This window comes from Pseudomonas sp. CFII68 (genome assembly GCF_000416195.1).
Classification (GTDB): Bacteria; Pseudomonadota; Gammaproteobacteria; order Pseudomonadales; family Pseudomonadaceae; genus Aquipseudomonas; species Aquipseudomonas kilonensis.
In genome coordinates this window covers 52,094-76,279 of sequence record NZ_ATLN01000033.1, presented here as the reverse complement: position 1 = coordinate 76,279, position 24,186 = coordinate 52,094, and the positions used below count along the sequence as shown (strand labels likewise).

Sequence of the window (24,186 nt, the reverse complement as noted above, 5' to 3'; positions counted from 1 at the left end):
GCGCTCAGGCCCGGACGACCGAGGTAACCCCGGGCCAGGCCCAGGCCGCCGATGCACAGCTCGCCCGGCACACCGGCCGGCACGGGATTGAGCTCGCTGTCGAGTATCCGGCACAGGACGTTGCCCAGGGGACGGCCGATCGGCGAGCGCTCGCCATCGGCCTCGGTGCAATGCCAATGGGTGACGTTGATCGCGGTTTCGGTCGGGCCGTAGCGGTTGTGCAATTGCACCGCCGGCAGTTGCGCCAACACCCGGTTGCGCAGTTCGGCGGGCAAGGCTTCACCGCCGGAGAACAACCGACGCAGGCTGTTGCAGCGCGCGCTCAGTGGCTCATCGACAAACAGGCTGAGCAACGGCGGCACGAAGTGCAGCGTGGTGACGCCAAACTGCTGCACCAACTGGGCGATGCGGTGTGGGTCACGGTGCTCTCCGGGGCCGGCCAGCACCAGTTGGCTGCCGGTGATCAGCGGCCAGAAGCACTCCCAGACCGACACGTCAAAACTGATCGGCGCTTTTTGCATCAGCACATCGCTGGCGTCCAGCCCGTAGGTCGCTTGCATCCATTGCAGGCGCTCGGCCAGGGCCGCGTGGGTGTTGCCGACGCCTTTGGGCTGACCGGTGGAGCCGGAGGTGTAGATCACGTAGGCCAGGTGATCGCCGTGCAGGTGCAGGCCCGGCGGATTGCTTGGCCATTGCTCCAGGTGCAGGGCGTCCATGGCGATGACACTGACGCCGTCGCACGCCGGCAACCGTTCGAGCAGCGCGGTTTGGGTCAGCAGCAAGTCGACGCCACTGTCGTGGAGCATGTAGGCCAGGCGTTCGGCCGGGTAGTCCGCATCCAGCGGCACATAGGCACCGCCGGCCTTGATGATGGCCAGCACACCAATGAGCAACTGCGGCGAACGCTCGGCGGCAATCGCCACGCACACGTCGGGGCCAACGCCCTTGTCCCGCAGGTAATGGGCCAGGCGATTGGCCTGGGTGTGCAGCTCGGCATAATCGAGTTGACCACCGTCCCAGCGCAACGCAGTGCGTTGTGGCGTGCAACGGGCCTGTTCGTTCAACAGCTCCGGCAGCCATTGGCTGGCCGGCACGCACGGGGCTGCGCTCCATTGCTGCTGTTGGCGGTGTTCATCGGCGGCCAACAACGGCACATCGCCGATGGCTTGTTGCGGATCGGTACAGACCGCCCGCAACAGGTTGCAGTAATGCGCTGCCAGCCGCTCAATGGTCGCCGCCTCGAACAGTTCGTCGGCGTAGTCGAACGACAGCGTCAGCCGGCCGTTGCGATCTTCTTCGCTGTGCAGTTGCAGGTCGAACTTGGCTTCACGGCTGTGCCACGGCAACGCCTCGGCCAGCAACCCCGGCAGGCGCCGCAAGGCACTCAAGTCACGCTGCTGGTGGTTGAACATCACCTGGAACAGGCCTTGCTCGCGCGCCTCGGGAAACGCTTCGAGCAATTGTTCGAACGGCAAGTCCTGGTGAGCCTGGGCACCGAGCGTGGCTTCCCGGGCCTGGGCCAGCAGAGCAGCGAATGGCTGACGTGAATCGACCTGCCCGCGCAGCACTTGGGTGTTGATGAAGAAGCCGATCAGCCCCTGGGTTTCCAGGCGCGGACGGTTGGCGTTGGGCACGCCAATGCGGATGTCGGATTGGCCGGTGTAACGCTGCAACAGCGCCTGGAAGGCTGCCAGCAACAGCATGAACGGTGTCGCGTCATGGGCCTGGGCCACGTGGCGCAGGGCCTCGCCGAGACCCTTGTCCAGGCGCAGGCTATGCCGCGCGGCACTGCGCTGGCGTTGAGCGCTGCGTGGGTGATCCGTGCCCAGCACCAGGGCCGATTGTTCCGCGCCCAGTTGCTGCTTCCAATAGCTCAGTTGGTGCTCGGCTTCGCCTTGGGCGAGCCACTGGCGCTGCCAACTGCCGTAATCGGCGTATTGCAAGGGCAACGGCGCCAGACCGGCGACCTGGCCTTGGGATGCAGCGGCGTACAGCCGGGAAAACTCTTCGACCAACACGTTCATCGACCAGCCGTCGGCGATGATGTGGTGCAGGGTCACCAGCAGCTGATGGTCATCCTCGTCGAGACGCAACAGGCTGACCCGCAGCAGTGGCCCCTTCTCCAGATCGAACGGCGTGGCCGCTTCGTCTTCTCGAACCTGCCGCGCCCGGGCTTCGCGCAAGTCGGCAGGCAGGTCGCCGAGATCGATGACATGCAGCTTGAACTCACCGGCCGGATCGACCTGTTGCAGGGCCACGCCATCCCGCTCCAGGAACCGCGTGCGCAGGGACTCATGACGCTCGATCAATTGCTGGAAACTGGCGCGCAACGCGTCTTCGTCCAGCTCGCCGCGCAGGTGCAAGGCGCCGGGAATATTGTAGGCATGGCTCGCCGGATCGAGCTGCCAGGTGATCCACAAACGGTTCTGGGCCAGGGATTGCGGCAACGCATCGTCGCGCGACAATGCGCTGATCGCGCCTTGAGGCTGGCCGCCGTCCTGTTGCTGGTTCGCCACCGCTGCGGCGAACGCGGCCAGGGTCGGGGCTTCGAACAGCAGGCGCAGGTTCAACTCCAGCCCCAGGGTTTCCCGTAGCCGTGCGATCACCTGGGTGGCGGCGATGGAGTTACCGCCCAGCAGAAAAAAATGATCGTCAGCCTGGACTTGCTCGACCTGCAACTGCTCCTGCCAGATTTGGCCGATGAGCGTTTGCAGCTCGGAGGACGGCGCAGACTCGTCAGCGCCTTCTGCCTCGGCTGACGGGAACCGTGCATAACTGTCCAAGCTGCCGTCGGCCAATCGACTGCGGCACGCCGAGCGCTGCAACTTGCCGCTGGAGGTCTTGGGCAACGCGCCGGGATTGAGCAGCACCACCACGCTCGGGGCTTGCTGGCAGGCCTCGGCCACGGCCTGGCGAATGGCTTTGATCAAGGCTTCGGGCGGGAGGATTTTCTGCACGCTGCGGCTGATTTCCGCAGCGATGCCGATGCCTTCCTCGCCGCCATCGTTGACCGCGAACGCGGCCACGCGGCCCTTGCGCACCACCTCCACTTCGCGCTCGATGGTTTGCTCGATGTCCTGGGGATAGAGGTTATGCCCGCGCACGATCAGCAGGTCTTTCAGGCGACCGGTGATGAACAGCTCGCCGTCACGCAGGAAACCCAGGTCACCGGTACGCAGCCAGGTCCGGCCATCGTGCTGGACAAAGGTCTGGGCGCTGGCTTCGGGGTTGCGCCAGTAGCCCAGGGCAATGCTCGGGCCGGCGGCCCAGACTTCACCGACCTGATGGTCGACCAGTGGCTGCAACGTAGCGGGCTCGACGATCAGCACGGCGTGCCCGGGCTGGCTGACACCGCAACTCATCACCGCACTGCCCTGCCCCGGCTCGGCACGGTTTTGCGCCAGGGCCGCGTCATCGACCCGCAGCGAAGGAATGCCGTGGCGGCGTGGCGTGCCGGCGACGAACAAGGTCGCTTCGGCCAGGCCGTAGGAGGCCATGAAATTGTCCGACGTGAAGCCGCACGGGGCGAACTTCTCGGCAAAACGCTCCAGGGTGTCGAGGCGGATCGGCTCGGAGCCGGAATAGGCCACGCGCCAGCCGCTCAGGTCGAGACGCTGCAGGGCCGAGTCACTGACCCGCTCGCTGCACAGCCGATAGGCGAAGTCCGGGCCACCGCTGATGGTGCCGCCGTATTCGCTGATCGCTTCGAGCCAACGCAGGGGCCGGGCCAGGAAGTAGGCCGGCGACATCAATACGCAGGGGACGCCGCTGAACACCGGCTGCAACAAGCCGCCAATCAGACCCATGTCGTGGTACAGCGGCAGCCAGCTGACGATGACGTCATCGGGGTTCAGGTCGATGCCGAAGCCATGACGGATCAGCAATTCGTTGGCCACCAGGTTGCCGTGGCTGACCTGCACGCCCTTGGGCAACGCGGTGGAGCCGGAGGTGTATTGCAGGAAGGCAATGTGATCGTCCTGCAGCGTCGGCATCTGCCATTGCCCGGCGCGGGCCGGGTCGAGGGTATCGACGCACAACACCGGCGGTGCCGATTCGATGGCCTGCAACGGCTCGCACAGATCGCTACTGGTGAGCAACAGGCGCGGTTCGGCGTCGGCAATGATCGACAGCAAGCGCTCCTGATGATGGCGACGGGCGGACTCCGGCGGATAGGCCGGCACGGCAATCACCCCGGCGTAGAGGCAGCCAAAGAACGCCGCGACGTAATCCGGGCCACTGGGAAACAGCAGCACGGCACGATCCCCCAGCGCCGCTTCGGCCTGCAAGGCGGCGGCGATGGTCCGGGCGCGCAGGTCCAGGTCGCGATAACTCAACACCACACCCTGCCCAGGGGTGTCGGCAAGGAAGCGCAGGGCCACCCGGTCCGGCGTCAACGCGGCGCGGCGCTGGAGGGCATGAGCCAGGGTGCTGGGGAGTTCGAACGCGTCGGTCATGGGGTTTCCTGCCTGGATTCGGCTTGCAAGTTGTCACCCATGGGAACGGATAGCAGCGGCAAATAATTAGTCGGAGCGCCTGCTCACCGAAGCATCCGGCAGCCAGGCGCCGCGGCAATGGGTCGCGGGACCGAGACTGGACTTTATTGAAGCAATAATTCTTCTTCTCAATTGACAATCATTATCATTAAGCCTAATTTGGCGCTCGATGTGTAGGACGGGGCCGGCATCCGGACGTCCTGCTAACTTTTTGCAGCAAGGTGAATTCCATGACGGAACAAGTATCCACAAGCAGGTGCGACTCACCGTTACTCCAGGCATTCGTGGACAACCGATTGATCCTGGTCAAGATCGCGGCGCGCATTACCGGCTGCCGCTCCCGCGCGGAAGATGTGGTGCAGGACGCGTTTTTCCGGCTGCAATCGGCACCGCAGATCACCTCCTCGTTCAAGGCCCAGCTCAGCTACCTGTTCCAGATCGTGCGCAACCTGGCGATCGACCACTACCGCAAGCAGGCGCTGGAACAGAAATACTCGGGGCCGGAAGAGGAAGGGTTGAACGTGGTGATCCAGGGTGCTTCGCCAGAAACCTCCCATATCAACTTCTCCACGCTGGAGCACATCGCCGACGCGCTGACCGAATTGCCCAGCCGCACCCGCTATGCCTTCGAGATGTACCGCCTGCACGGCGTGCCACAGAAGGACATCGCCAAGGAACTGGGCGTCTCGCCGACCCTGGTGAACTTCATGATCCGCGATGCCCTGGTGCATTGCCGCAAGGTGTCGGGGGTTCGAGGAGATACCTTCGCCCGGCGGTGATATGTCAGTTCCGACCCCATCGCGGGCAAGCCTTGCTCCCACAGGTTTTTCTGGCAGGCAGATAGTGTATGAAGCCCCGGGGCCTGTGGGAGCAAGGCTTGCCCGCGATGGCGGCCTGTTAACCACCACCTGCCCCATGCCAAACCTCACATCAACCCACACCGATCAAAAAACCGCTCACGCCCCAGGATCATCAGCGCCGCGCGCTTGTGGGGGAAGTCGAATTCCTTTTCACAATGGAAGCACTGGTTGTGCAGGTGCCCGATCATCCGGGCATTGTCGGCCCGGGGCTCGGCGACCACGCGCTGGGTGCGCGGATCGTCCAGGAACAAGTAATGCACCAGCGCCGACAGCCAACTGGCCACCTTGTGCGGTCCCCGGTGTTGCTCTTCACCCACCAGCATGTGGATGCCGCGATCGTAGTTGCCGGCGTCATAGAACGGCGCGATCCGATCTTCCTTGGCCCAATAGGCTTCGAAATAAGCGAACGGCTGGTCATCGAAACAGCCGATCAGGGTCAAGACCCGGGGGTCGGCCTGCAGCTTGCCCAGGTACTCGCGATGCTGTTCCAGGCTGCCCTCCTCCTGCCAGAAACTCGCCACCCGCGGGCTGTTCTGCCAGCGGTTGAAACGCGTAAGGTCCTGCTCGATTTCCAAGGTGCGCAAGGACACCCAGGCCCCCAGCCGCGCATCGAAACGCCGGTACACCTCGCCACGGGGCTTGATGGGCCGACGTGGATGACGCTGGCCATTGGTGATGATCATGTGTTGCGGGTAACTGCCGTTGAACGACACTCCCAGCCAGGGCTGCGGCAATTGCCAGAACATCGTGCGCTCGCAAACGTATTCACCGGCACGTTCAGTGACCGTCAACAAACCGCTGAGCAAGGCTTCGCCGGGGCGCTCGTCGAGGTGCCAGGTCAGGCGCTGGCAGTCGGGATCGCGAGCAAACAGCCAATAGCAGGCCGCCCACAGCGCCGGACCCACCGGTCGGTCGTTGATTTCCTGCAAGTGCACGTGCAACTCGGGACCGCGCGCAAGGCGCAGCCGGATCAGCGGCGCGCCTTCGAGCATCAGGCTCAGGTGGCGTTCGGTTTCATCGGCGCCGAGGCGACGGCCGCCGGGCAAGGGCAGCGTCGTCGGGTGATTGAAGTTGGACATGGGAGGGGCTCGCGTATTCGTCGGTAGTCAACGTGGGACGTGAGCCGGGGAGGGAAATTTAGTGTCGCCTTCAATGGGAATGCGTGGGCACCAGTTGGATCTGGTAGGGCTGGAAAATCTTCAACAACTGACCGTTATCCCGCAGCGTTTGCAGCAACTGGGCAAACGCTTCACTGGAAATGGGCGCCTGTGGCCGGATCAGCGCGTAATGGTGGTAAACCTGATCGATACGCTCGGACACCAGCAATTGCGGGCCGACGTCCGGATTGCGCAACACGTAATCGTTGAGGTACGAACGGGTCACCAGGGCGATATCCGCCCGTCCTCGCAACACCATCAACAGGTTGCTGTCGTGGGAATACGTCAGCGTGGCGTTGTATTGGCCGGCGAGGAACTTGGGGTCGGCGTTGAATTCGGCAAAGGCGTAGTGATAACCGCTGAACAGGGCCAGGCGCTTGCCCCCGAGGTCAGTGAAATAACTTTGCTGTCGATCCGGCTGGCGCTGGGCGACGAAGACTTCCGCATCCTCCAGGCCCATGTCCACCGAGGTGTGCGGCACATCTTGCCAGCCCCACTCGGGGTTCTCGAAAATCGCCATGTCGACCCGACCCTGCTTGAAATCATTGAAGCGGCGCGGGATCGACGTCGGCACCAATACGAACTGGTAGTCGGTTTGCGACTGGTTCAAGGCCTCCACCATTTGCGGCAGCAGGCCGGTGTCGGCGCCGTTTTCGGGACGAACGGTATAAGGCGGAAAATGCGCAGCACCGATCCGCACCAGTTGCGCCGCCTCGGTCGGCAACGCCAGGAAAACGGCCAGAGCAGCCAGCAGCAGACGCGAGGTCATCCTCATCGGCGAAAACGTCAAGATAACCCACTCCCCAAAAGTCCCATCAATAACAATCAAGCTAGGCGGTTTCAGCCACTTAGCCAGCCACACGGTCATTTAAGGCATTGCTCGATTATTGTTTTTCTTCAAGCACCAGGATCAGGGCTTGCTCGGCCAGCTCATCAAGGCTCAGGCTGCCTTCGGCGCGAAACCAGGTGGTGGTCCAGGACAACGCTCCCGTGAGGAACCGCCGGGTAATGAACACGTCACCGCGAATATACCCGGCCTCCTTGGCCTGGCCCAGGACCTCGAGCCACAAGTCTTCATAAATATCACGCAGGGCCAGCACGTACCGCTGCCCTTCCTGCGATAGCGAACGCCATTCATAGACCAGCACCGCCATGGCCTCGCCGGTGCCGCCCATGATCGACTGCAATTCGCAGCGGATCAGCGCCAATACCCGCTCACGCACGCTGTCGGCCTCGGCCAGGGCGGCGCGCATCAATGCGGTGTTGTAGCGGATGGTTTCTTCCATCACCGCCCGCAGGATTTCGTCCTTGCTCTTGAAATGGTGAAAGATGCTGCCTGACTGGATGCCCACGGCACTGGCCAGGTCGCGCACCGTGGTGCGCTCGAAGCCTTTGTTGCGAAACAGGTGGGCGGCGGTCTGGAGCAGTTTGCCGCGAGCACTGTCCGGGTCGGTCAGTTGCCCGTTGTCGACCAGCTCCCGCATCACGCCCAGGGCTTTTTGCTCGTCCACCCATTCTCTCCTACAGTCGATCAACCCACGCGCGAGCATTGCACACCAAATCATCAGTGGCGCGGGCAATTTAAGCTGACCGAGGCAACCAAGCAAGCGCTCGGCCAGAAGAACCAGCGGCCGTTTACAAACCAAGCGCTTGCTTGGTAGTCTCGAGCCACCTTTGCCGGAGGGAACGCCATGCCCAAAACGATCCGTATCGGTTGCGCCAGCGCCTTCTGGGGCGATACCTGTACTGCGGCGGCGCAACTGGTCGAGGGCGGGGCGCTGGATTACCTGGTATTCGACTACCTGGCCGAGGTGACGATGTCGATCATGGCGGGAGCGCAGCTGAAGGATTCTTCAAGCGGCTATGCCACGGACTTCATCGAGGTCCTCACACCGCTGCTACGGCGTTTGCATGACGATGGGGTGCGCGTGATCAGCAACGCCGGCGGGGTCAATCCCCAGGCTTGCGCGAAGGCCCTGCAAGCCGCCTGCGACCAGGCGGGCGTGCCGTTGAAGATCGCCGTGCTGCTGGGTGATGACCTGCAACCGCAATTCGAACGGCTCGCCGCCCAGGGCATCCGTGAAATGTTCAGTGGCGAGCCCCTGCCGCCCGCGTGCGTGTCCATCAACGCCTACCTCGGCGCGCCCGGCATCGTCGAGGCGTTGCGCCTGGGGGCCGATGTCGTGATCACCGGCCGCGTGGTGGACAGCGCCGTGGTCAGCGCCGCCCTGGTGCATGAATTCGGCTGGGCCTGGGACGATTACGACCGATTGGCCCAGGCCGCATTGGCCGGGCACCTGATCGAGTGCGGCGCCCAGTGCACGGGCGGCAACTTCACCGACTGGCAGCAAGTCCCGGGTTATGAACACATCGGCTTTCCCATCGTCGAGGTCAGCGCCGACGGCCAGTTCACGGTTACCAAAACCGAAGGCAGCGGCGGATTGGTCACGCCATTGACCGTCGGCGAGCAGTTGCTCTACGAAATCGGCGACCCGCAAGGCTATCTGTTGCCGGACGTGATCTGTGATTTCAGCCAGGTCAGGTTGATCCAGCAAGGCAAACACGCCGTGCGCGTCCACGGCGCCAAGGGCTTGCCGCCCACCGATCAATACAAGGTCAGCGCCACCTGGCCGGACGGCTGGCGCTGCACCGCCACCTGCCTGATCGCCGGCATTGATGCGGTGGCCAAGGCTGAACGGGTCAGTCAGGCAATCGTCGCCAAGACCTCGCAGATGTTCATCCAGCGTGGCTGGCGGCCCTATAGCGAAGTGAACATCGAACTGCTGGGCAGCGAAGCTACTTACGGCCAGCACGGCCAGCGCCGGGACAGCCGTGAGGTGGTGATCAAGCTGGCGGTTCGGCACCCGGAGAAACAGCCGCTGGTGCTGTTTTCCAGGGAGATCGCCCAAGCCGCCACCGGCATGGCGCCGGGGCTGACGGGGCTGGTCGGTGGCCGGCCGACGGTGTCGCCGTTGATTCGTCTGTTCTCGTTCCTGATCGACAAAGCCACTTGCCGGCTCGACATCGAACTCGACGGCCAGCGTCACCCTTGCCCCCTGCCCACTTTCGCATCGCTGCACACCGTCGATCTGCCGGTCGCCCCGGATGTGCCCAAACCCCAGGGCCGGGCCGATGCCAGCGTGCCGCTGGTCAAACTGGCGGTGGCGCGCTCCGGCGACAAGGGCAACCACAGCAACATTGGCGTGATCGCCCGTGAACCCGAATACCTGCCCTGGATCGCCGAAGCGCTGACGCCGGAGGTGATGGTCGACTGGATGAGCCACGTGCTCGACCCGCGGTTGGGCCGGATCGAACGTTGGTACCTGCCGGGCACCCACAGTTTGAATTTCCTGCTGGAAAATGCCCTCGGCGGCGGCGGTGTCGCCAGCCTGCGCATCGATCCCCAGGGCAAGGCGTTCGCCCAGCAGTTGCTGGAAATTCAGATTCCGGTGCCGCAACACATTGCTGATCAGGTCAACTCCTGTGGCGAGGGGATTTATCCCCGCTGGGGCGCGAAGCGGCCCTAAGTGCGTGCGACCTGGTGTGTCAGGCAAATTGAGTTGACTGCTTTGGGGGCTGCTTCGCAGCCCAGCGGGGATAAATCCCCTCGCCACAGGGTTTTGCGCTAATCCGTTCGAGCACGAGGAGTTTGCATGCCAGTCATCGAATCGCACCTTGATCCCCACAGCGCTGACTTCACGCGCAACCACGCGGCGATGCTGGCCGGCGTCGAACATTTGCGCCAGCTCGAACAGGCCGTGCTGGAGAAAGCCGCCCAGGCCCAGGGCAAGTTCGACCAGCGCGGCCAACTGTTGCCGCGCCAGCGTTTGAACTTGCTGCTCGACCCCGGCGCGCCGTTCCTCGAGCTGGCGAGCCTGGCCGGCTACAAACGCCATGACGACAAGGACGGCAGCCAGGCCGGCGGCGGCCTGATCGCCGGGATCGGCTACGTGTCCGGGGTTCGGGCGTTGGTGGTGGCCAACAACAGCGCAATCAAGGGCGGCACGATTTCCCCCAGCGGCTTGTACAAGACTCTGCGCCTGCAACAGATCGCCATGGAAAACAAACTGCCGGTCATCACCCTCGCCGAAAGTGGCGGCGCCAATCTCAATTACGCCGCGCAGATTTTCGTCGAAGGCGCGCGCTGCTTCGCCAACCAGGCGCGCATGTCGGCCATGGGCCTGCCGCAGATCACCGTGGTGCATGGCTCGGCCACGGCCGGTGGCGCCTATCAGCCGGGTTTGTCGGATTACGTGGTGGTGGTGCGCGACAAAGCGCGGCTGTTCCTGGCCGGGCCGCCGTTGCTCAAGGCGGCGACCGGCGAAGTGGCCAGCGAGGAGGAACTGGGCGGTGCGCAGATGCATGCGCAGGTGGCGGGCACCGCCGAATACCTGGCCGAGAACGACGCCGACGGCGTGCGCCTGGCCCGGGAGATTCTCAGCCTGCTGCCCTGGAATGCACAACTGCCGCCGCAGCCCGAACGGAGCTGGACGGACCCGCTCTACCCTGCCGAAGAATTATTGGGACTGATCCCCGACGACCCGAAGAAACCCTATGACGTGCAGGAAATCATCGCCCGCATCGCCGACGGCTCGAATTTCCTGGCCTTCAAAAGCGAGTTCGACGCCCAGACGATTTGCGGCCACCTGCACATTCGCGGACATGCCTGTGGCTTGATCGGCAACAACGGACCGATCACGCCCCAAGGCGCCAGCAAGGCCGCGCAGTTCATCCAGTTGTGCGACCAGAGCCGTACGCCGCTGCTGTTTTTGCACAACACCACCGGGTTCATGGTCGGCACCGAGTCGGAGCGACAAGGGGTGATCAAACACGGCGCCAAGATGATTCAGGCGGTGGCCAATGCCCGAGTGCCCAAGCTGACCGTCGTGGTGGGCGGCTCCTACGGCGCCGGCAATTACGCGATGTGCGGCCGTGGGCTGGACCCACGCTTCATCTTCGCCTGGCCCAACAGCCATACGGCGGTGATGGGCGGTGCCCAGGCCGGCAAGGTCCTGCGCATGGTCACCGAGGCCACGCAGATCAAGAACGGCCTGACCCCCGACCCGAAGATGCTGGACCTGCTCGAGCAAACCACCGCGCAGAAACTCGACAGCCAGTCCACCGCCCTCTACGGCAGCGCCAGCCTGTGGGACGACGGGCTCATCGACCCGCGCGACACCCGCACTTTGCTGGGCTTGCTGCTGGACATCTGTCACCAGGCCGAGCAGCGGCCACTGCAAGCCAACAGCTTCGGCGTGGCCCGTTTCTGAGGACGCTCCACGGCTCACAGGAGAACACTAAACATGATCTTCACCCAGGAACACGAAGCGCTGCGGTGCACCGTTCGCCAGTTTGTCGACCACGACATCAACCCTTACGTCGACGAATGGGAGAAAGCCGGGCGTTTTCCCATCCACGAGGTTTTCCGCAAGGCCGGCGAGCTGGGCCTGCTGGGCATTTCCAAACCAGCTGCCTTCGGCGGCATGGGCCTGGACTACAGCTATTCGATCGTCGCGGCCGAGGAATTTGGCACCATTCATTGCGGCGGCGTGCCCATGTCCATCGGCGTCCAGACCGACATGTGCACCCCGGCCCTGGCCCGTTTCGGCTCCGATGAGTTGCGTGAAGCGTTCCTGCGCCCGGCCATACGCGGCGAACAGGTCGGCTGCATCGGCGTCTCGGAGGTCGGCGCCGGCTCCGACGTCGCCGGGCTCAAGACCACAGCGCGCAAGGACGGCGACGACTACGTCATCAACGGCAGCAAGATGTGGATCACCAATGCACCCAGCGCCGATTTCATTTGCCTGCTGGCCAACACCTCGGACGACAAGCCCCACGTCAACAAATCGCTGATCATGGTGCCGATGCACAGCCCCGGCATCAGCCTCGGCCAGCACCTGGACAAACTCGGCATGCGCAGCTCGGAAACCGCCCAGGTGTTTTTCGACGACGTGCGAGTGCCACAACGCAATCGCATCGGCCAGGAGGGCGCCGGGTTCATGATGCAGATGCTGCAGTTCCAGGAAGAACGCCTGTTCGGCGCGGCCAACATGCTCAAGGGCCTGGAGCATTGCATCGACAGCACCATCGCGTACTGCAAGGAACGCAAGACTTTCGGCGCGGCCCTGATCGACAACCAGGTGATCCACTTTCGCCTGGCGGAACTGGCCAGCGAGATCGAATGCCTGCGGGCGCTGGTCTACCAGGCCACCGAGCAGTACATCAACGGCCAGGACGTCACGCGGCTGGCGTCGATGGCCAAGCTCAAGGCCGGACGCCTGGCCCGGGAAACCACCGACAGTTGCCTGCAGTACTGGGGCGGCATGGGCTTCATGTGGGACAACCCGGTCGCCCGGGCCTATCGCGACGTGCGGCTGGTGTCCATCGGTGCCGGTGCGGACGAGATCATGCTGGGCATCATCTGCAAGCTCATGGGGATTTTGCCGGGGAAGCACAACTGAGTACATCGCCTGCCAGACCGCCATCGCGAGCAAGCTTTGCTCCCACAGGTGAATGCACTCACTGGGCATTGTGGGAGCAAAGCTTGCTCGCGATGAGGCCCAAACAGACACCACAAAAACCCAGGAATGAACCCCATGCCCGCCTTCAGCAAAATCCTCATCGCCAACCGCGGCGAAATCGCCTGCCGGATCCAGCGCACCGCCCAGGCCCTGGGCTATCGCACGGTGGCGGTGTTCAGCGAGGCCGACGCCGAGGCGCTGCACGTGCGCATGGCCGATGAAGCGGTGTTGATCGGCCCAGCCGCGGTGCAGCAGTCCTACCTCAACCCCTCGGCCATGCTCGATGCAGCCCGGCGCTGCGGGGCCGATGCGATCCATCCCGGCTACGGCTTTCTTTCGGAAAATGCCGGGTTCGCCAAGGCCTGCGAAGCGGCCGGCATCGTGTTCATCGGCCCCAGCCCCGAAGCCCTCGACCTGATGGGCAGCAAGCGCCGGGCAAAAATCGCCATGATTGAAGCCGGCGTTCCCTGCATCGCCGGTTACCAGGGCGCCGCCCAGGACGACGACACGCTGCAGCGCGAAGCCGGGCGCATTGGCTACCCATTGATGATCAAGGCCAGCGCCGGTGGCGGCGGTCGAGGCATGCGCCTGGTCCAGCGCGCCGAAGACCTGCTGGAGCAGTTACGCAGTGCGCGCTCGGAGGCCCTGCACGGTTTTGGCAACGACGAGTTGATCCTCGAACAGGCCTTGATCGATCCGCGGCATGTGGAAGTGCAGGTTTTCGGCGACCACCATGGCCAGCTGATCCATTTGGGCGAACGGGACTGCTCGATCCAGCGGCGCCACCAGAAAGTCATCGAGGAAGCGCCCTGCCCGGTCATGACCACTGATCTGCGCCAGGCCATGGGCGACGCAGCACTCAAGGCCGGACGCGCAGTGAATTATGTCGGTGCCGGGACCGTGGAGTTCCTGCTCGCTGCGGACGGTCGGTTTTACTTCCTGGAGATGAACACGCGCCTGCAGGTCGAACACCCGGTCACCGAGTTGATCACCGGCCTGGATCTGGTGGCCTGGCAATTGGACGTCGCCGCCGGCAGGCCGCTGCCCCTGCGCCAGGAGCAGGTGACGCTCAGCGGCCATGCCATGCAAGTGCGGCTGTACGCCGAGGACCCGGCGGCGGATTTCCTGCCCCAGACCGGGCGGCTGATCGGTTGGGAGCCGCCTATACAGGACGGCGTGCGAATCGACCATGGCCTGCTGGAGGGCCAAGCCATCACCCCGTTCTACGATTCGATGCTGGGCAAGCTCATCGTCCACGGTGCCACCCGTGAGGAGGCCCGGCGCAAGTTGTTGCGAGCGGTGGAAGATTGCGTATTGCTTGGCGTCCAGAGCAACCAGCGCTTGCTCGCCGGGTTGCTGGCACATCCGCGGTTCATCGACGGCGCCTTCGGCACCGATTTCATCGGGCAGCACTTAGCCAATCATGCGGCGCTCCGGTCCCTTGACCCCTCTGCCGAACAGCTCGCCATCGCCACCGCGGCGTTCTATCAGGCCTCGCAAGCACGGCATGCCCCGGGCATGGGCGGATGGCGCAACAGCCTCGGCGCGGCGCTGCATTATCGAATCGGCATCGGCGAGCACGACTGGGCGCTGAGCCTTGAGGCCAAAACCAACGGGACACTGCACATCCGCAGTGCCGGACGCTTGATCGAACTGAGGCTGCTCGACGCTGACGCGTATGGCGCAACGCTGATCATCGACGGGATTCGCCAGCGCCATGCCTGGCGCCTCGATGGCAATGATTTGTGGCTGTCTACCCGCCCCGGCGGCCTGCACCTGCAAGACCGAACCCACACCTCCATCGCCACCAAGGCCGGCCCCCGCGACGGCACGCTCAAGGCGCCCATGGACGGTGCCATTGTCGAGTTGCTGGTCAGCGAAGGCAGCACAGTGCGCCAAGGCCAACTGCTGATGGTGCTCGAGGCGATGAAAATGGAGCATCCACTCAAGGCAGGCATCGACGGGGTGGTCAGGCAATTGCAGGTCACGCGGGGTGACCAGGTGAAAAATCGCCAGGTTTTGTTGCGCGTTGAAACAGCCCACTAGTCGGATGCCGAGGGTTTGACTACGCTCAAACCCATCAGCACGCCGATACCGGGAACCCTGCAATGCCTCACTGGCTGGTGATTGATCTGGAGGCCACCACCGATGAAGGTGGCTGGCCGGTAACCGAAATGGAAATTATCGAAATCGGCGCCACGCTGGTGAATCGTGACGGTCGCGAGGTGGATCATTTCCAGCGCTTCGTGCGGCCCCAGAGGCGGCCGCTGCTCACGCCCTTCTGCCGCGAACTGACCCACATCACCCAGGCCAATATCGACAATGCCGCGCCCTTGACCGAGGTCTGGCCGGCGTTCGAGCGCTGGCTGGCGCCGTATCAGTCGAAGCTGGAAAGCTGGGTCAGTTGGGGCGATTACGACCGCAAGCAACTGCTTCAGGAATGGCAGCACCAGCAGTTGCACAGTGTCCTCGGCCAGGTGCCGCACATGAACCTCAAGCAACGCTTCGCCAAGGTCCGTCGACTGGAGCGACCGCTGGGGCTCAATGGCGCGCTGCAACTGGCTGGCCTGCAATTCTGCGGTCAACAGCACCGTGCGCTGGAAGACGCGCGCAACACCGCGCGGTTGTTGCCCCTGGTGCTTCCGGGTTGAACGCCTGCCACCTGCCGGTGCGGCAGATGACGAATGTTGCAGCCTTGTGCATACTGGCCGGCCTTTTCCAGCCCCTTTTTCGAGGAATCGCCCATGTTTAAAGTCAACGAGTACTTCGACGGCACCGTCAAGTCGATCGCTTTTGGCACTGCCGAAGGCCCTGCGACCATCGGCGTCATGGCACCGGGCGAATATGAGTTCGGCACGGCCCAACGGGAAATCATGCACGTGGTCTCCGGCGCCCTGACCGTGAAACTGCCTGACAGCACCGACTGGGAAACCTTCGAGGCCGGCAGCCAGTTCAATGTCCCGGCCAACAGCAAGTTCCAGCTCAAAGTGGCCGTCGATACCGCTTACCTGTGTGAGTACCGCGGCTGATTCTGTGGCATAGATACGCCGCTCATCTGTGGCGAGGGGATTTATCCCCGCTGGGCTGCGCAGCAGCCCCAAAAAGGCTGAACACAATCAGCCTGATACACAGAGGGCGGCAGGTCTGGGGCTGCTTCGCAGCCCAGCGGGGATAAATCCCCTCGCCACACATTTTTATTCACGGATCTTTTTATTCGAGCACTTCAACCGGCATGCCGACTTCAAGCCGACCGTTGCTGTCGTTGACCAGGTTCTGGCCGAACATCGCACCGTCCGGTGTCGAACGGTATTGCTGCAAGGTGGCAAAGGGTTCGCGATTCGGATCGCGTTCGCCGGTTTGCGGATCGACCGTGGTCATGATGCAGCGCGAGCATGGCTTGACCAGCCGGAACTCCACCTCACCGATACGAATGCGCTTCCAACCGTCCTCGGCAAACGCCTCGCTGCCCTCGATCACCAGGTTGGGACGAAAGCGCAACATTTCCAGCGAACGACCAACCCGGCTCGACAGGTCCTGCAAGGACGCCTGGCCAATCAGCAGCAGGGGGAAACCATCGGCAAAGGCGACCTTATCGTCGTCCTTGCCATAACCGGCGGCGGTGGTACGCGCCAGATCCACCGGTACATGCACCAGGCGGGTTGGATTGCCGATGAATTCGCTGACCCAGGCCGCGGCCTCGTCACCGGCATCCGGCACACGCAAGGTGTCACGCCAGATGGTCACCCCGCGTCGCTGTTCTTCCACCACGGGCGGTAGCGGCACGTCGACGGCGCCATGGCCCGGCGCGCTGAGCGTCAGGCCGCCCGCTTCGTTCCACAAGGCTGAGAGCTGGCTCATCTTCGCCACGGCGCGCTGGGTCAGGAAACGACCCGTGCCCTCATCCACCAGCATCCAGCGCCGATCACCGTCCAATCCCAGCTTGTCCAGCCCAATCCCTTGCAGGGGCTGGCCCTGGCCGGACTTCAACGGATACCGATACAGCGCGCTCAGCCGCAACATGGTCAACTTCCCTGGTGGCGAAAAAATGCCACCTTATACGAGCCGGCCATCGAAGCAAACCATCCTCGGCTTCAGTCGAGCATCAGCCGCTGACGCACCACGTCGACCAGCTTGTCCGGCTGGAATTTGGAGAGGAAGTTGTCGCACCCGACCTTCTTGACCATCGAATCGTTGAAGCTGCCGGACAACGAGGTGTGCAGTACGACATAGAGCCCACGCAAACGCGGATCGTTGCGGATTTCGGTGGTCAGGCGGTAGCCGTCCATTTCCGGCATTTCCGCGTCGGTGAAGATCATCAGCAATTTATCGGTCATCACCTCGCCGGTATCGGCCCAGGCCTTGAGCATGTTCAGGGCTTTGAGGCCGTCGCTGGCGATGTGCATTTTCACGCCCAGTTGCCCGAGGGTATCGCGCAGTTGCGAGAGCGCGACGTTGGAGTCGTCCACCAGCAGCACTTCGCGGCCTCGGGCGCGCTCCAGCACCGGGTCTTCGAGTTTGTCCCGGGAGACCTTGGCGTTGTACGGCACGATTTCGGCCAGGACTTTTTCCACGTCGATGATTTCCACCAACTGATCGTCCACCTTGCTGATGGCCGTCAGGTAGTGCTCACGGCCGGCGCTGGTCGGCGGTGGCAGGATGGCTTCCCAGTTCATGTTGACGATGCGGTCGACACCGCCCACCAAAAATGCCTGAACCGAGCGATTGTATTCGGTCACGATAATGGTGCTGTTAGGACCTGGCACCAGCGGACGCATGCCAATGGCCTGGGACAGGTCGATCACCGGCAACGTCTGGCCCCGCAGATTGACCACGCCGCACACGAACGGATGGCGCTGCGGCATCAAGGTCAGCTTCGGCAGTTGCAGGACTTCCTGGACCTTGAACACGTTAATGGCGAACAACTGCCGCCCCGCCAGGCGGAACATGAGAATTTCCAGGCGATTCTCACCCACCAGTTGGGTTCGTTGATCTACTGTGTCGAGAATGCCGGCCATCGATGACTCCTGGGCTTGTTCGGATGAATCCAATAAAACAGATATCGGCTGCACCAACCGAATCTTGACCCCGGATAAAATACAAGTGAGGGGGCATTGATGTCACATTAACATCATGCTTTACTGGCTTCGCAACTTCATCTGCGATTTCCCTCGCCGCGCGACCCAGGTTTGCGCGCAAAGTTCCGCTGCCTAAGGGATTCCCCTAGGCACAATCAGGTCCAACCTGATATTCCCGTTATCCAATAGCCATTAATGTGACGCCATTCTCATTGCTGAACGGAGTCAGGCTTTTGTGCGCGACCATTGGACATCGGACCTCCAGTCTTTCGGCCGATCCCACCCGTGCAATTGTTTGCGAATTCACTTTCGCTGAACGGCAGGGGCGTGTCGCCGTGCGTCCGTCCGCAATCGACCTTGAGATCCAGCCGTTCGCCATAAGCGGTTTTCTTTCGCCTGACATGATGTTGTGGAGATAAGCATGCCGAACGATCGTAGGAACTGGAGTCAGCGTCTTCCCGAACTTCTGATCGAAGCCGAGACGCTGTTGGCCAAGTCGGAGGAATGCCTGAGCCATCTGCAATTGATCAACAACGACAAGGACGCCATCGATTGCATGCTCAGCACCTTGCTGAAACTCTCGAACAAGGCCAATGCCCTGGCGCTGGAAGCCGTTTCGGAGTTTTCACTGCATATCCATGGTTTGCTCAATCACGCGCAAAACCACATGGAGTTGCATGACCAGGCCTTGGACGCCCTGAAGGATTGCTTGACCCTGATGGCCTGGCAACTGGAACTGGTCGATCACACCACAGGCCAGTTGAGCCTGGACAGCAGTGAACAGATCTCGTTGATCGAGGCATTTGCTTTCCAGGTAGGCCAGTGTCCTGGCCAGGCATTGGCAGCGCCACGTCCGCTGGCGTTGATACCCTACTCCCAGAAACAAGCCTGATGCGATGATATCGGCTCAATGCGGCGCGCCCGGCCCATGGTGCTTTCGCCGCGCCACGCCGAGCGCGACCAACGATAAGCGAAGTGGTACCATCTCGCGCGTCAGCCACTTCAAGACAGCGCCGTAAAAGCCGCCAACCGAAGCCGCCCTCGACCTGAAACGTTTACCCGACCGGCCTGTCAGATGCGCTGACCGGCCTGCCCGCAGCGAACATTCATTGGCTCCATCCGCTATGTACGCCAGCCTCAAGTCATTCATCACCTGGCCTCCCTCCCGAGAAAACGCCCGTCGCTTCACATTATTGTTGTGCGTCTGCTCGACCCTCGGCAGCCTGCTGGCCTACCTGTTCGCCCATACGGTGCCGTTGAGCCTGTTGGCACTGAATGTCGCAGCCATGACCTGTGTCTGGATCCACCATCGATTGTCGCGCAAATCCATCAAGTTCCAGCCCCAGGAACTGGCCGACCGATTACTTGAAGTGCAGGAAAACGAGCGCCATCGTCTGAGCCGCGAATTGCACGACGACATTGGCCAGTTGCTGACCGCGGCGAAACTGCAAGGCGAATGGCTCAAGCGACGGATGCCGGAAGAATTGCAAGGCCAATGCGCGCTGCTCTGCGAGATCCTGGACGAAACCCTCAACAAGGTCCGCGATGTATCGGCGATCCTCAACCCCAGGGAACTGACCAGCCTCGGACTTGAAGCCAGCCTGCGGGCACACCTGCTCAAGACGCTGGCCAACGTCCCGGTGAAATGGAGCCTCGATTGCCAACAGCGCATGGCAGGCATCCCCGAGGAAATGTCGGTCGCGGTGTTCCGGATCACCCAGGAAGCGGTCACCAACATCTTGCGTCATGCGCGGGCGACGAATCTGCTGGTACGCCTGCAACGCCTGCCCGACGGCCTGACCCTGGAGATCAGCGACGATGGCCTGGGGTTTGTCCCGGCCACCCACCCCGCGCGCGAAGGTCAACGGGGCATGGCCGGCATGTTGGAGCGAGTCGAACAATTGGGCGGCACCCTCAAGGTCATCAGCGAGGCCGGCAAAGGCACGCACATCGAAGCACGCTTTCCCTGGGCACCGCGTGCCCTGGAACGAGCCAGTAAGAATAAGGTTCTCCTTTGATTTGTAATTTGCTTCTGGTAGATGACCATTCCCTGATCAGGGCCGGCGTACGCGCGCTGGTCATGGATATCCCCGGTTATGCCGTCATCGGCGAGGCCAGTGATGGCACGCAATTGGTGGAATTGGTCGAACGGCTGAACCCCGACATCGTACTGCTGGACATCTCCATGAAGCACACCAGCGGCCTGGACGCCCTGCTACAACTCAAGCGAGTGCGCCCCCACAGCAAGGTGCTGATCCTGTCCATGCATACGGATCCGGCGCTGATCATGCAGGCGCTGGAATCCGGAGCCCATGGCTATCTGCTCAAGGACACCACTGCCAATGAGCTGAAACACGCCCTGGAGGCGTTGCGCAACAATGAACGCTACCTGAGCCCGGCCATCGCCCACACCGTGATCAACCAGGCGCTGACTCGCGTCCAGAAGCACCAGCCGCCCCCCGCCCAGGCCCATAACCTGACAGCACGCCAACTGGAAATACTGCGATTGATCGTACGCGGCAAGTCCACCCGGGAAATTGCCAACGGCCTGAACCTGAGCATCAAGACCGTCGAAACCCACCGGGCGCAAGTCATGAAGCGCCTGCAGATCCATGACGTGGCCGGCCTGGTGCTGTTCGCGGTGCGCGAAAAAATCATCAGCCTGGACGATTGAGCGCAGCCGCACCGCCCAACAGCGGCGAATCGGACGGCAGATGCACGCGCAGTGCCTTCGGGCGGACAGTGAAACGCAGGGCGTCGACCTGCAACGGCTCGCCATCGAGATTGATATCCAGGCCTTGGGCGACCTTGATCTCCACCCATGGCAAGCGCGCGCGAACAAACATGTTGTCGATGCCCAGGCCGCCCGCCAGCAAGTCCTTCAACGTACTGACCACTTCCTGAGGCGCCGGCAGGATGCTGATGTCCAGCAACCCATCATCGGCCAACGCCTGCGGGCACAGCACATGGCCTCCCCCCGCCTGTCGACCATTGCCGATACCCAGCGCGAGCAAATCGCCCTGCCAGTGGAAATCGGGGCCTTGCAACTCACCATAGGCGGCACTCAGCTCACTGAATCGCGACAGGCCGGTGAACAGGTAGGCCGCGCCCCCCAGGACTTTCTTGAGGTCCTCGGAGGTGTTCGCCGTCACCTGGCTGCCAAAACCGCCGGTGGCCATGTTCAGGAAAAACCGACCGCAGACTTCGCCCACATCCACCGCCCGTGGCGCAACGTCAAGCAAATCCAGGGCCTGCGCCGGCTCCAACGGAACGCCGGCGGCCCGGGCGAAATCGTTGGCAGTGCCCAACGGCAGCAGTACCAGGCTGGCATCGCTCGCTTTGAGGACGATCGCTTCGGCGATGTCACGCAAGGTCCCATCGCCGCCGCCGGCGATCAGTCGCGTATAACCGGCCTCCAGCGCCTCGTCGACGCATCGTTGGGCATCACCGGCTTCCCAGGTCAACCGTACCGCCAGGTCCCAGCCCTGCTCGCGCTTGAGCATCACCGCCGTGCGAACCTCTTCGTTGAGCGCTTGCTTGCCATGCAAAATCAACAGCGCCTTGCCTTTGCTCATCGTTGTCTCCGTCATTGGAAAGTTCAGGAAATGTGACCGCTCATTCGACCGAAATAGCCTCGATGAAGCTCAATTCATTAAAAAAGGCAGGAAGGTTTGCCCCGGGAGAAAAACCGTTGGGCAGCTCGCACGACCGATACGCCTTGATTCGAAGAGTTTTCTTACAAGATCTGGCGAATCGGCTCAATTGACCCTCTAGCGGTATTGAGAGACCTTGGCCTTCTGTTCTGCTGGAACGCTAAAACCCTCATCACACAAGGAAGCACTTACCCATGGATGGATACGTCACGGCCCGTCGGGGCCGGATCAGTCGTTTGAACAGTTATGGCCAAGGGGATGAACCGTCCCATGCATAACCGTGAATACAAACTGTTGCCCCGGCAGCGCCCGTCCTTCGGGAACGGGCGGGCCGATACTCGGAACGAATGCAAAAGTTGCAGTAATCCCGCTGGAGGAATTGATTTGGAACCGCGCGTCGTTGAACTGGAAACCCACCTCAAATACATCCGCAAAGACATGGATGAAATTCGCACCGACGTAAAGGTGATCCGCCACCGGCTGGCCTATTCGGCTGGCGCTGCAGCGGTGGTGCTCGGCCTGCTGGGCTGGATTGCGAACAATCGATTCGATCAGTTGGTGATGCTGCTCACACGATGAAGGGTGAGACGCATGCAGGCCCGAGTATCCGACTCGGGCCGCAGAACACCTGCCACAGGGCTAGCCAAGGACTTCACTCAAGGGAATGAAGCCCACTTCATCGCCCTCCACCAGCGTCCGTCCCTCGAGCACTTCGACCAGCCCTTCGGCCCAGGCCGCGCTGCGCAGGACACCCGAGCTCTGATTTCGGTAGATGATCGCTCGACCATTCTCCATGCGGCCGCGCAAGTACTCTCGTCGACCGCCCGCCTTCGGCCAGGCGAAACCGGCCGGCACCTTGAACTTGAGCGGCGCCACCGACTGAACGCCCTGGCGTCTCAGCAGGTAAGGCCTTGCCAGCAATGCGAAAGTCACGAGGGTGGAGGCCGGGTTTCCAGGCAGGCCTATGACCGGCACGCCGCGGTAATGCCCGAACGTCAGCGGCTTACCCGGCTTGATGGCGAGTTTCCAAAGCGCCAGCTCACCGTCCTCGCGCAAGGCGATGCCCAGGAAGTCCGCCTCCCCCACCGATACCCCGCCGGTGGACAGGATCAGATCGACATCTGACAACTGTGCCAGGCGCTCGCGGGTGGCCGATAAATCATCGGGCAGGATACCCGCGTCAACCACCTCACACCCCATGCGTTGCAGCCAGCCACACAGCAGCACGCGGTTGCTGTTATAGATCTGGCCTGGGCCCAGCGCCTGACCGGGTTCGACCAGCTCATCCCCCGTGGACAGGACTGCGACGCGGACCTTGCGCACCACCTCCAGCGATGCACAGCCCAAGGAGGCCGCCAGCCCCAGCTCGATCGGCCCCAGGCGAGTGCCAGCAGAGAGAACCTGCTCCCCGACGGTGGTCTCCTGTCCCTGGGGGCGAATGTTCTGCCCGCTGACCATACGCTCGGTAAAGCGCACCCGCTGGTCGTCTTCAACCACGGCATTTTCCTGCATCTCGACGCAATCCGCGCCGGCCGGGACTGGCGCCCCGGTGAAGATTCGCGCGCACGTGCCAACGGCCAGCGGCTCCGGGGCCTGCCCGGCAAAAATCCGCTGGCTGACCCTCAACGGCTCGCCATTCCAGTCAGCCAGCCGCAAGGCATAGCCGTCCATGGCGCTGTTGGGCCATGGCGGCAAATCAAGGGTCGACACCAGATCCTCGGCGAGCACTCGCCCTAGCGCCGCGGCCAACGGCAAATGCTCGCGCTGGACAATCGGCGTGGCCGCCGCCATCTCGAGCAGTCGCTCCAACGCGACCTCAACGGCCATCAAGGCCCCGGCCTTGCCCGGTTTACCCACGGGATTCACAAGGCGCTGCCTGTTTCAAATGAGCCACGAAGTTGCACGGCCGATGCCGCACATCCAGTTGTTCAGCCAGGATGCCATCCCATCCGGTACGCACCGCATTGGTCGAACCCGGCAGGCAGCACACCAGCGTGCCATTGGCCAGGCCAGCCAGCGCCCGGGACTGCACGGTGGAAGTACCGATGTCGGCCACGGATATCTGTCGGAACAACTCACCAAAACCATCGACCTGCTTGTCCAGCAGGCACGTGACGGCTTCCGGCGTACTGTCACGCCCCGTGAAGCCGGTGCCGCCAGTGATCAACACCACCTGCACCACGTCCTCGGCAATCCAGGTCGCGACTTGCGCGCGGATCTTGTACAAATCATCTTTGAGCAGGACCCGCTCCGCCAGGTTGTGCCCGGCCGCCGTGAGCCGATCGACGAAGACCTGCCCGGACGTATCGGTTTCCAGGGTACGGGTATCACTGACAGTCAGCACCGCGATATTGAGCGGTACGAAAGGTACATCAGCCTTGGCTTTCATAGGCTCGTCCAGTTGTGGAGGAAACAGCCCGGTGTTAT

General features: G+C 62.7%; 20 protein-coding genes. 11 read left to right on the top strand and 9 right to left on the bottom strand.

The window, feature by feature from the left end; genetic code table 11:
- The coding region (locus tag CFII68_RS20605; protein WP_018603204.1) for a non-ribosomal peptide synthetase at nucleotides 1–4,454 on the bottom strand (4,454 nt) is incomplete at its 3' end.
- A gap of 269 nt (nucleotides 4,455–4,723) precedes the next feature.
- Here CFII68_RS20605 and CFII68_RS20610 point away from each other — a divergent pair.
- Nucleotides 4,724–5,272, top strand: coding sequence for an RNA polymerase factor sigma-70 (locus tag CFII68_RS20610; protein WP_024619408.1), 549 nt, complete (start codon nucleotides 4,724–4,726; stop codon nucleotides 5,270–5,272).
- A gap of 146 nt (nucleotides 5,273–5,418) precedes the next feature.
- Here the strand turns inward: CFII68_RS20610 and CFII68_RS20615 are convergent, their stop codons facing one another.
- The 3 genes from CFII68_RS20615 to CFII68_RS20625 form a co-directional block, all read right to left on the bottom strand.
- Nucleotides 5,419–6,432, bottom strand: coding sequence for a GNAT family N-acetyltransferase (locus CFII68_RS20615; protein ID WP_018603200.1), 1,014 nt, complete (start codon nucleotides 6,430–6,432; stop codon nucleotides 5,419–5,421).
- Nucleotides 6,433–6,502: 70 nt separating this feature from the next.
- Complete coding sequence (locus CFII68_RS20620) at nucleotides 6,503–7,279, bottom strand: ABC transporter substrate-binding protein (RefSeq protein WP_018603198.1); 777 nt, start codon at nucleotides 7,277–7,279, stop codon at nucleotides 6,503–6,505.
- Between the two features lie 115 nt (nucleotides 7,280–7,394).
- Entirely contained in the window at nucleotides 7,395–8,021 is a 627-nt protein-coding gene (locus CFII68_RS20625; RefSeq protein WP_018603196.1) for a TetR/AcrR family transcriptional regulator, read from the bottom strand.
- 180 nt (nucleotides 8,022–8,201) lie between these two features.
- Between CFII68_RS20625 and CFII68_RS20630 the strand changes: the two genes are divergently transcribed.
- From CFII68_RS20630 to CFII68_RS20655, 6 genes are all read left to right on the top strand, one after another.
- Nucleotides 8,202–10,037 carry an acyclic terpene utilization AtuA family protein gene (locus CFII68_RS20630; protein ID WP_018603194.1) on the top strand — a complete coding sequence of 612 codons (1,836 nt, stop codon included), beginning with the start codon at nucleotides 8,202–8,204 and terminating at the stop codon, nucleotides 10,035–10,037.
- 126 nt (nucleotides 10,038–10,163) lie between these two features.
- A complete protein-coding gene (gene atuC, locus CFII68_RS20635; protein WP_018603193.1) occupies nucleotides 10,164–11,780 on the top strand; it encodes a geranyl-CoA carboxylase subunit beta in 1,617 nt (538 codons plus the stop codon).
- Nucleotides 11,781–11,813: 33 nt separating this feature from the next.
- Nucleotides 11,814–12,971, top strand: coding sequence for a citronellyl-CoA dehydrogenase (gene atuD / locus CFII68_RS20640; protein WP_018603191.1), 1,158 nt, complete (start codon nucleotides 11,814–11,816; stop codon nucleotides 12,969–12,971).
- Nucleotides 12,972–13,106: 135 nt separating this feature from the next.
- The gene (locus tag CFII68_RS20645) at nucleotides 13,107–15,077 is read left to right on the top strand and encodes an acetyl/propionyl/methylcrotonyl-CoA carboxylase subunit alpha (RefSeq protein WP_018603189.1); all 1,971 of its coding nucleotides are present in this window, start codon (nucleotides 13,107–13,109) and stop codon (nucleotides 15,075–15,077) included.
- 62 nt (nucleotides 15,078–15,139) lie between these two features.
- The gene (locus tag CFII68_RS20650; RefSeq protein ID WP_018603187.1) at nucleotides 15,140–15,682 is read left to right on the top strand and encodes an exonuclease domain-containing protein; all 543 of its coding nucleotides are present in this window, start codon (nucleotides 15,140–15,142) and stop codon (nucleotides 15,680–15,682) included.
- 93 nt (nucleotides 15,683–15,775) lie between these two features.
- The gene (locus tag CFII68_RS20655) at nucleotides 15,776–16,060 is read left to right on the top strand and encodes a pyrimidine/purine nucleoside phosphorylase (RefSeq protein ID WP_014337306.1); all 285 of its coding nucleotides are present in this window, start codon (nucleotides 15,776–15,778) and stop codon (nucleotides 16,058–16,060) included.
- Between the two features lie 181 nt (nucleotides 16,061–16,241).
- Here CFII68_RS20655 and CFII68_RS20660 read toward each other — a convergent pair whose 3' ends face one another.
- Both CFII68_RS20660 and CFII68_RS20665 read right to left on the bottom strand, forming a co-directional pair.
- Nucleotides 16,242–17,051: an MOSC domain-containing protein gene (locus tag CFII68_RS20660; protein ID WP_018603186.1), complete on the bottom strand. Its 810-nt coding sequence runs from the start codon at nucleotides 17,049–17,051 to the stop codon at nucleotides 16,242–16,244.
- Between the two features lie 71 nt (nucleotides 17,052–17,122).
- Nucleotides 17,123–18,046: a chemotaxis protein CheV gene (locus CFII68_RS20665; protein WP_003183670.1), complete on the bottom strand. Its 924-nt coding sequence runs from the start codon at nucleotides 18,044–18,046 to the stop codon at nucleotides 17,123–17,125.
- 481 nt (nucleotides 18,047–18,527) lie between these two features.
- On the opposite strand from CFII68_RS20665, the gene CFII68_RS20670 reads away from it, so the two are divergent.
- The 3 genes from CFII68_RS20670 to CFII68_RS20680 all read left to right on the top strand — a co-directional run bounded on the left by CFII68_RS20670 (nucleotide 18,528) and on the right by CFII68_RS20680 (nucleotide 20,780).
- A complete protein-coding gene (locus CFII68_RS20670) occupies nucleotides 18,528–18,998 on the top strand; it encodes a hypothetical protein (protein ID WP_018603181.1) in 471 nt (156 codons plus the stop codon).
- A 232-nt stretch (nucleotides 18,999–19,230) separates the two neighbouring features.
- Entirely contained in the window at nucleotides 19,231–20,124 is an 894-nt protein-coding gene (locus CFII68_RS20675; RefSeq protein WP_018603179.1) for a sensor histidine kinase, read from the top strand.
- On the top strand, nucleotides 20,121–20,780 hold the full coding sequence (locus CFII68_RS20680; protein ID WP_018603177.1) for a response regulator transcription factor: 660 nt from the start codon (nucleotides 20,121–20,123) through the stop codon (nucleotides 20,778–20,780). Before CFII68_RS20675 ends, CFII68_RS20680 begins: the two co-directional genes overlap by 4 nt.
- Here CFII68_RS20680 and yegS read toward each other — a convergent pair.
- Nucleotides 20,764–21,681 (bottom strand): lipid kinase YegS, encoded by a 918-nt coding sequence (gene yegS, locus CFII68_RS20685; protein WP_018603175.1) that lies wholly within the window; start codon nucleotides 21,679–21,681, stop codon nucleotides 20,764–20,766. The genes CFII68_RS20680 and yegS overlap by 17 nt on opposite strands.
- 348 nt (nucleotides 21,682–22,029) lie before the next feature.
- Between yegS and CFII68_RS27835 the strand changes: the two genes are divergently transcribed.
- Entirely contained in the window at nucleotides 22,030–22,338 is a 309-nt protein-coding gene (locus tag CFII68_RS27835) for a hypothetical protein (protein ID WP_233903679.1), read from the top strand.
- A 60-nt stretch (nucleotides 22,339–22,398) separates the two neighbouring features.
- On the opposite strand, the gene glp is transcribed toward CFII68_RS27835, so the two are convergent.
- Nucleotides 22,399–23,586, bottom strand: coding sequence for a gephyrin-like molybdotransferase Glp (glp, locus tag CFII68_RS20695; RefSeq protein ID WP_177325033.1), 1,188 nt, complete (start codon nucleotides 23,584–23,586; stop codon nucleotides 22,399–22,401).
- A gap of 22 nt (nucleotides 23,587–23,608) precedes the next feature.
- Nucleotides 23,609–24,148, bottom strand: coding sequence for a molybdenum cofactor biosynthesis protein B (moaB, locus tag CFII68_RS20700; RefSeq protein WP_003183685.1), 540 nt, complete (start codon nucleotides 24,146–24,148; stop codon nucleotides 23,609–23,611).
- Between the last annotated feature and the right edge of the window lie 38 nt (nucleotides 24,149–24,186).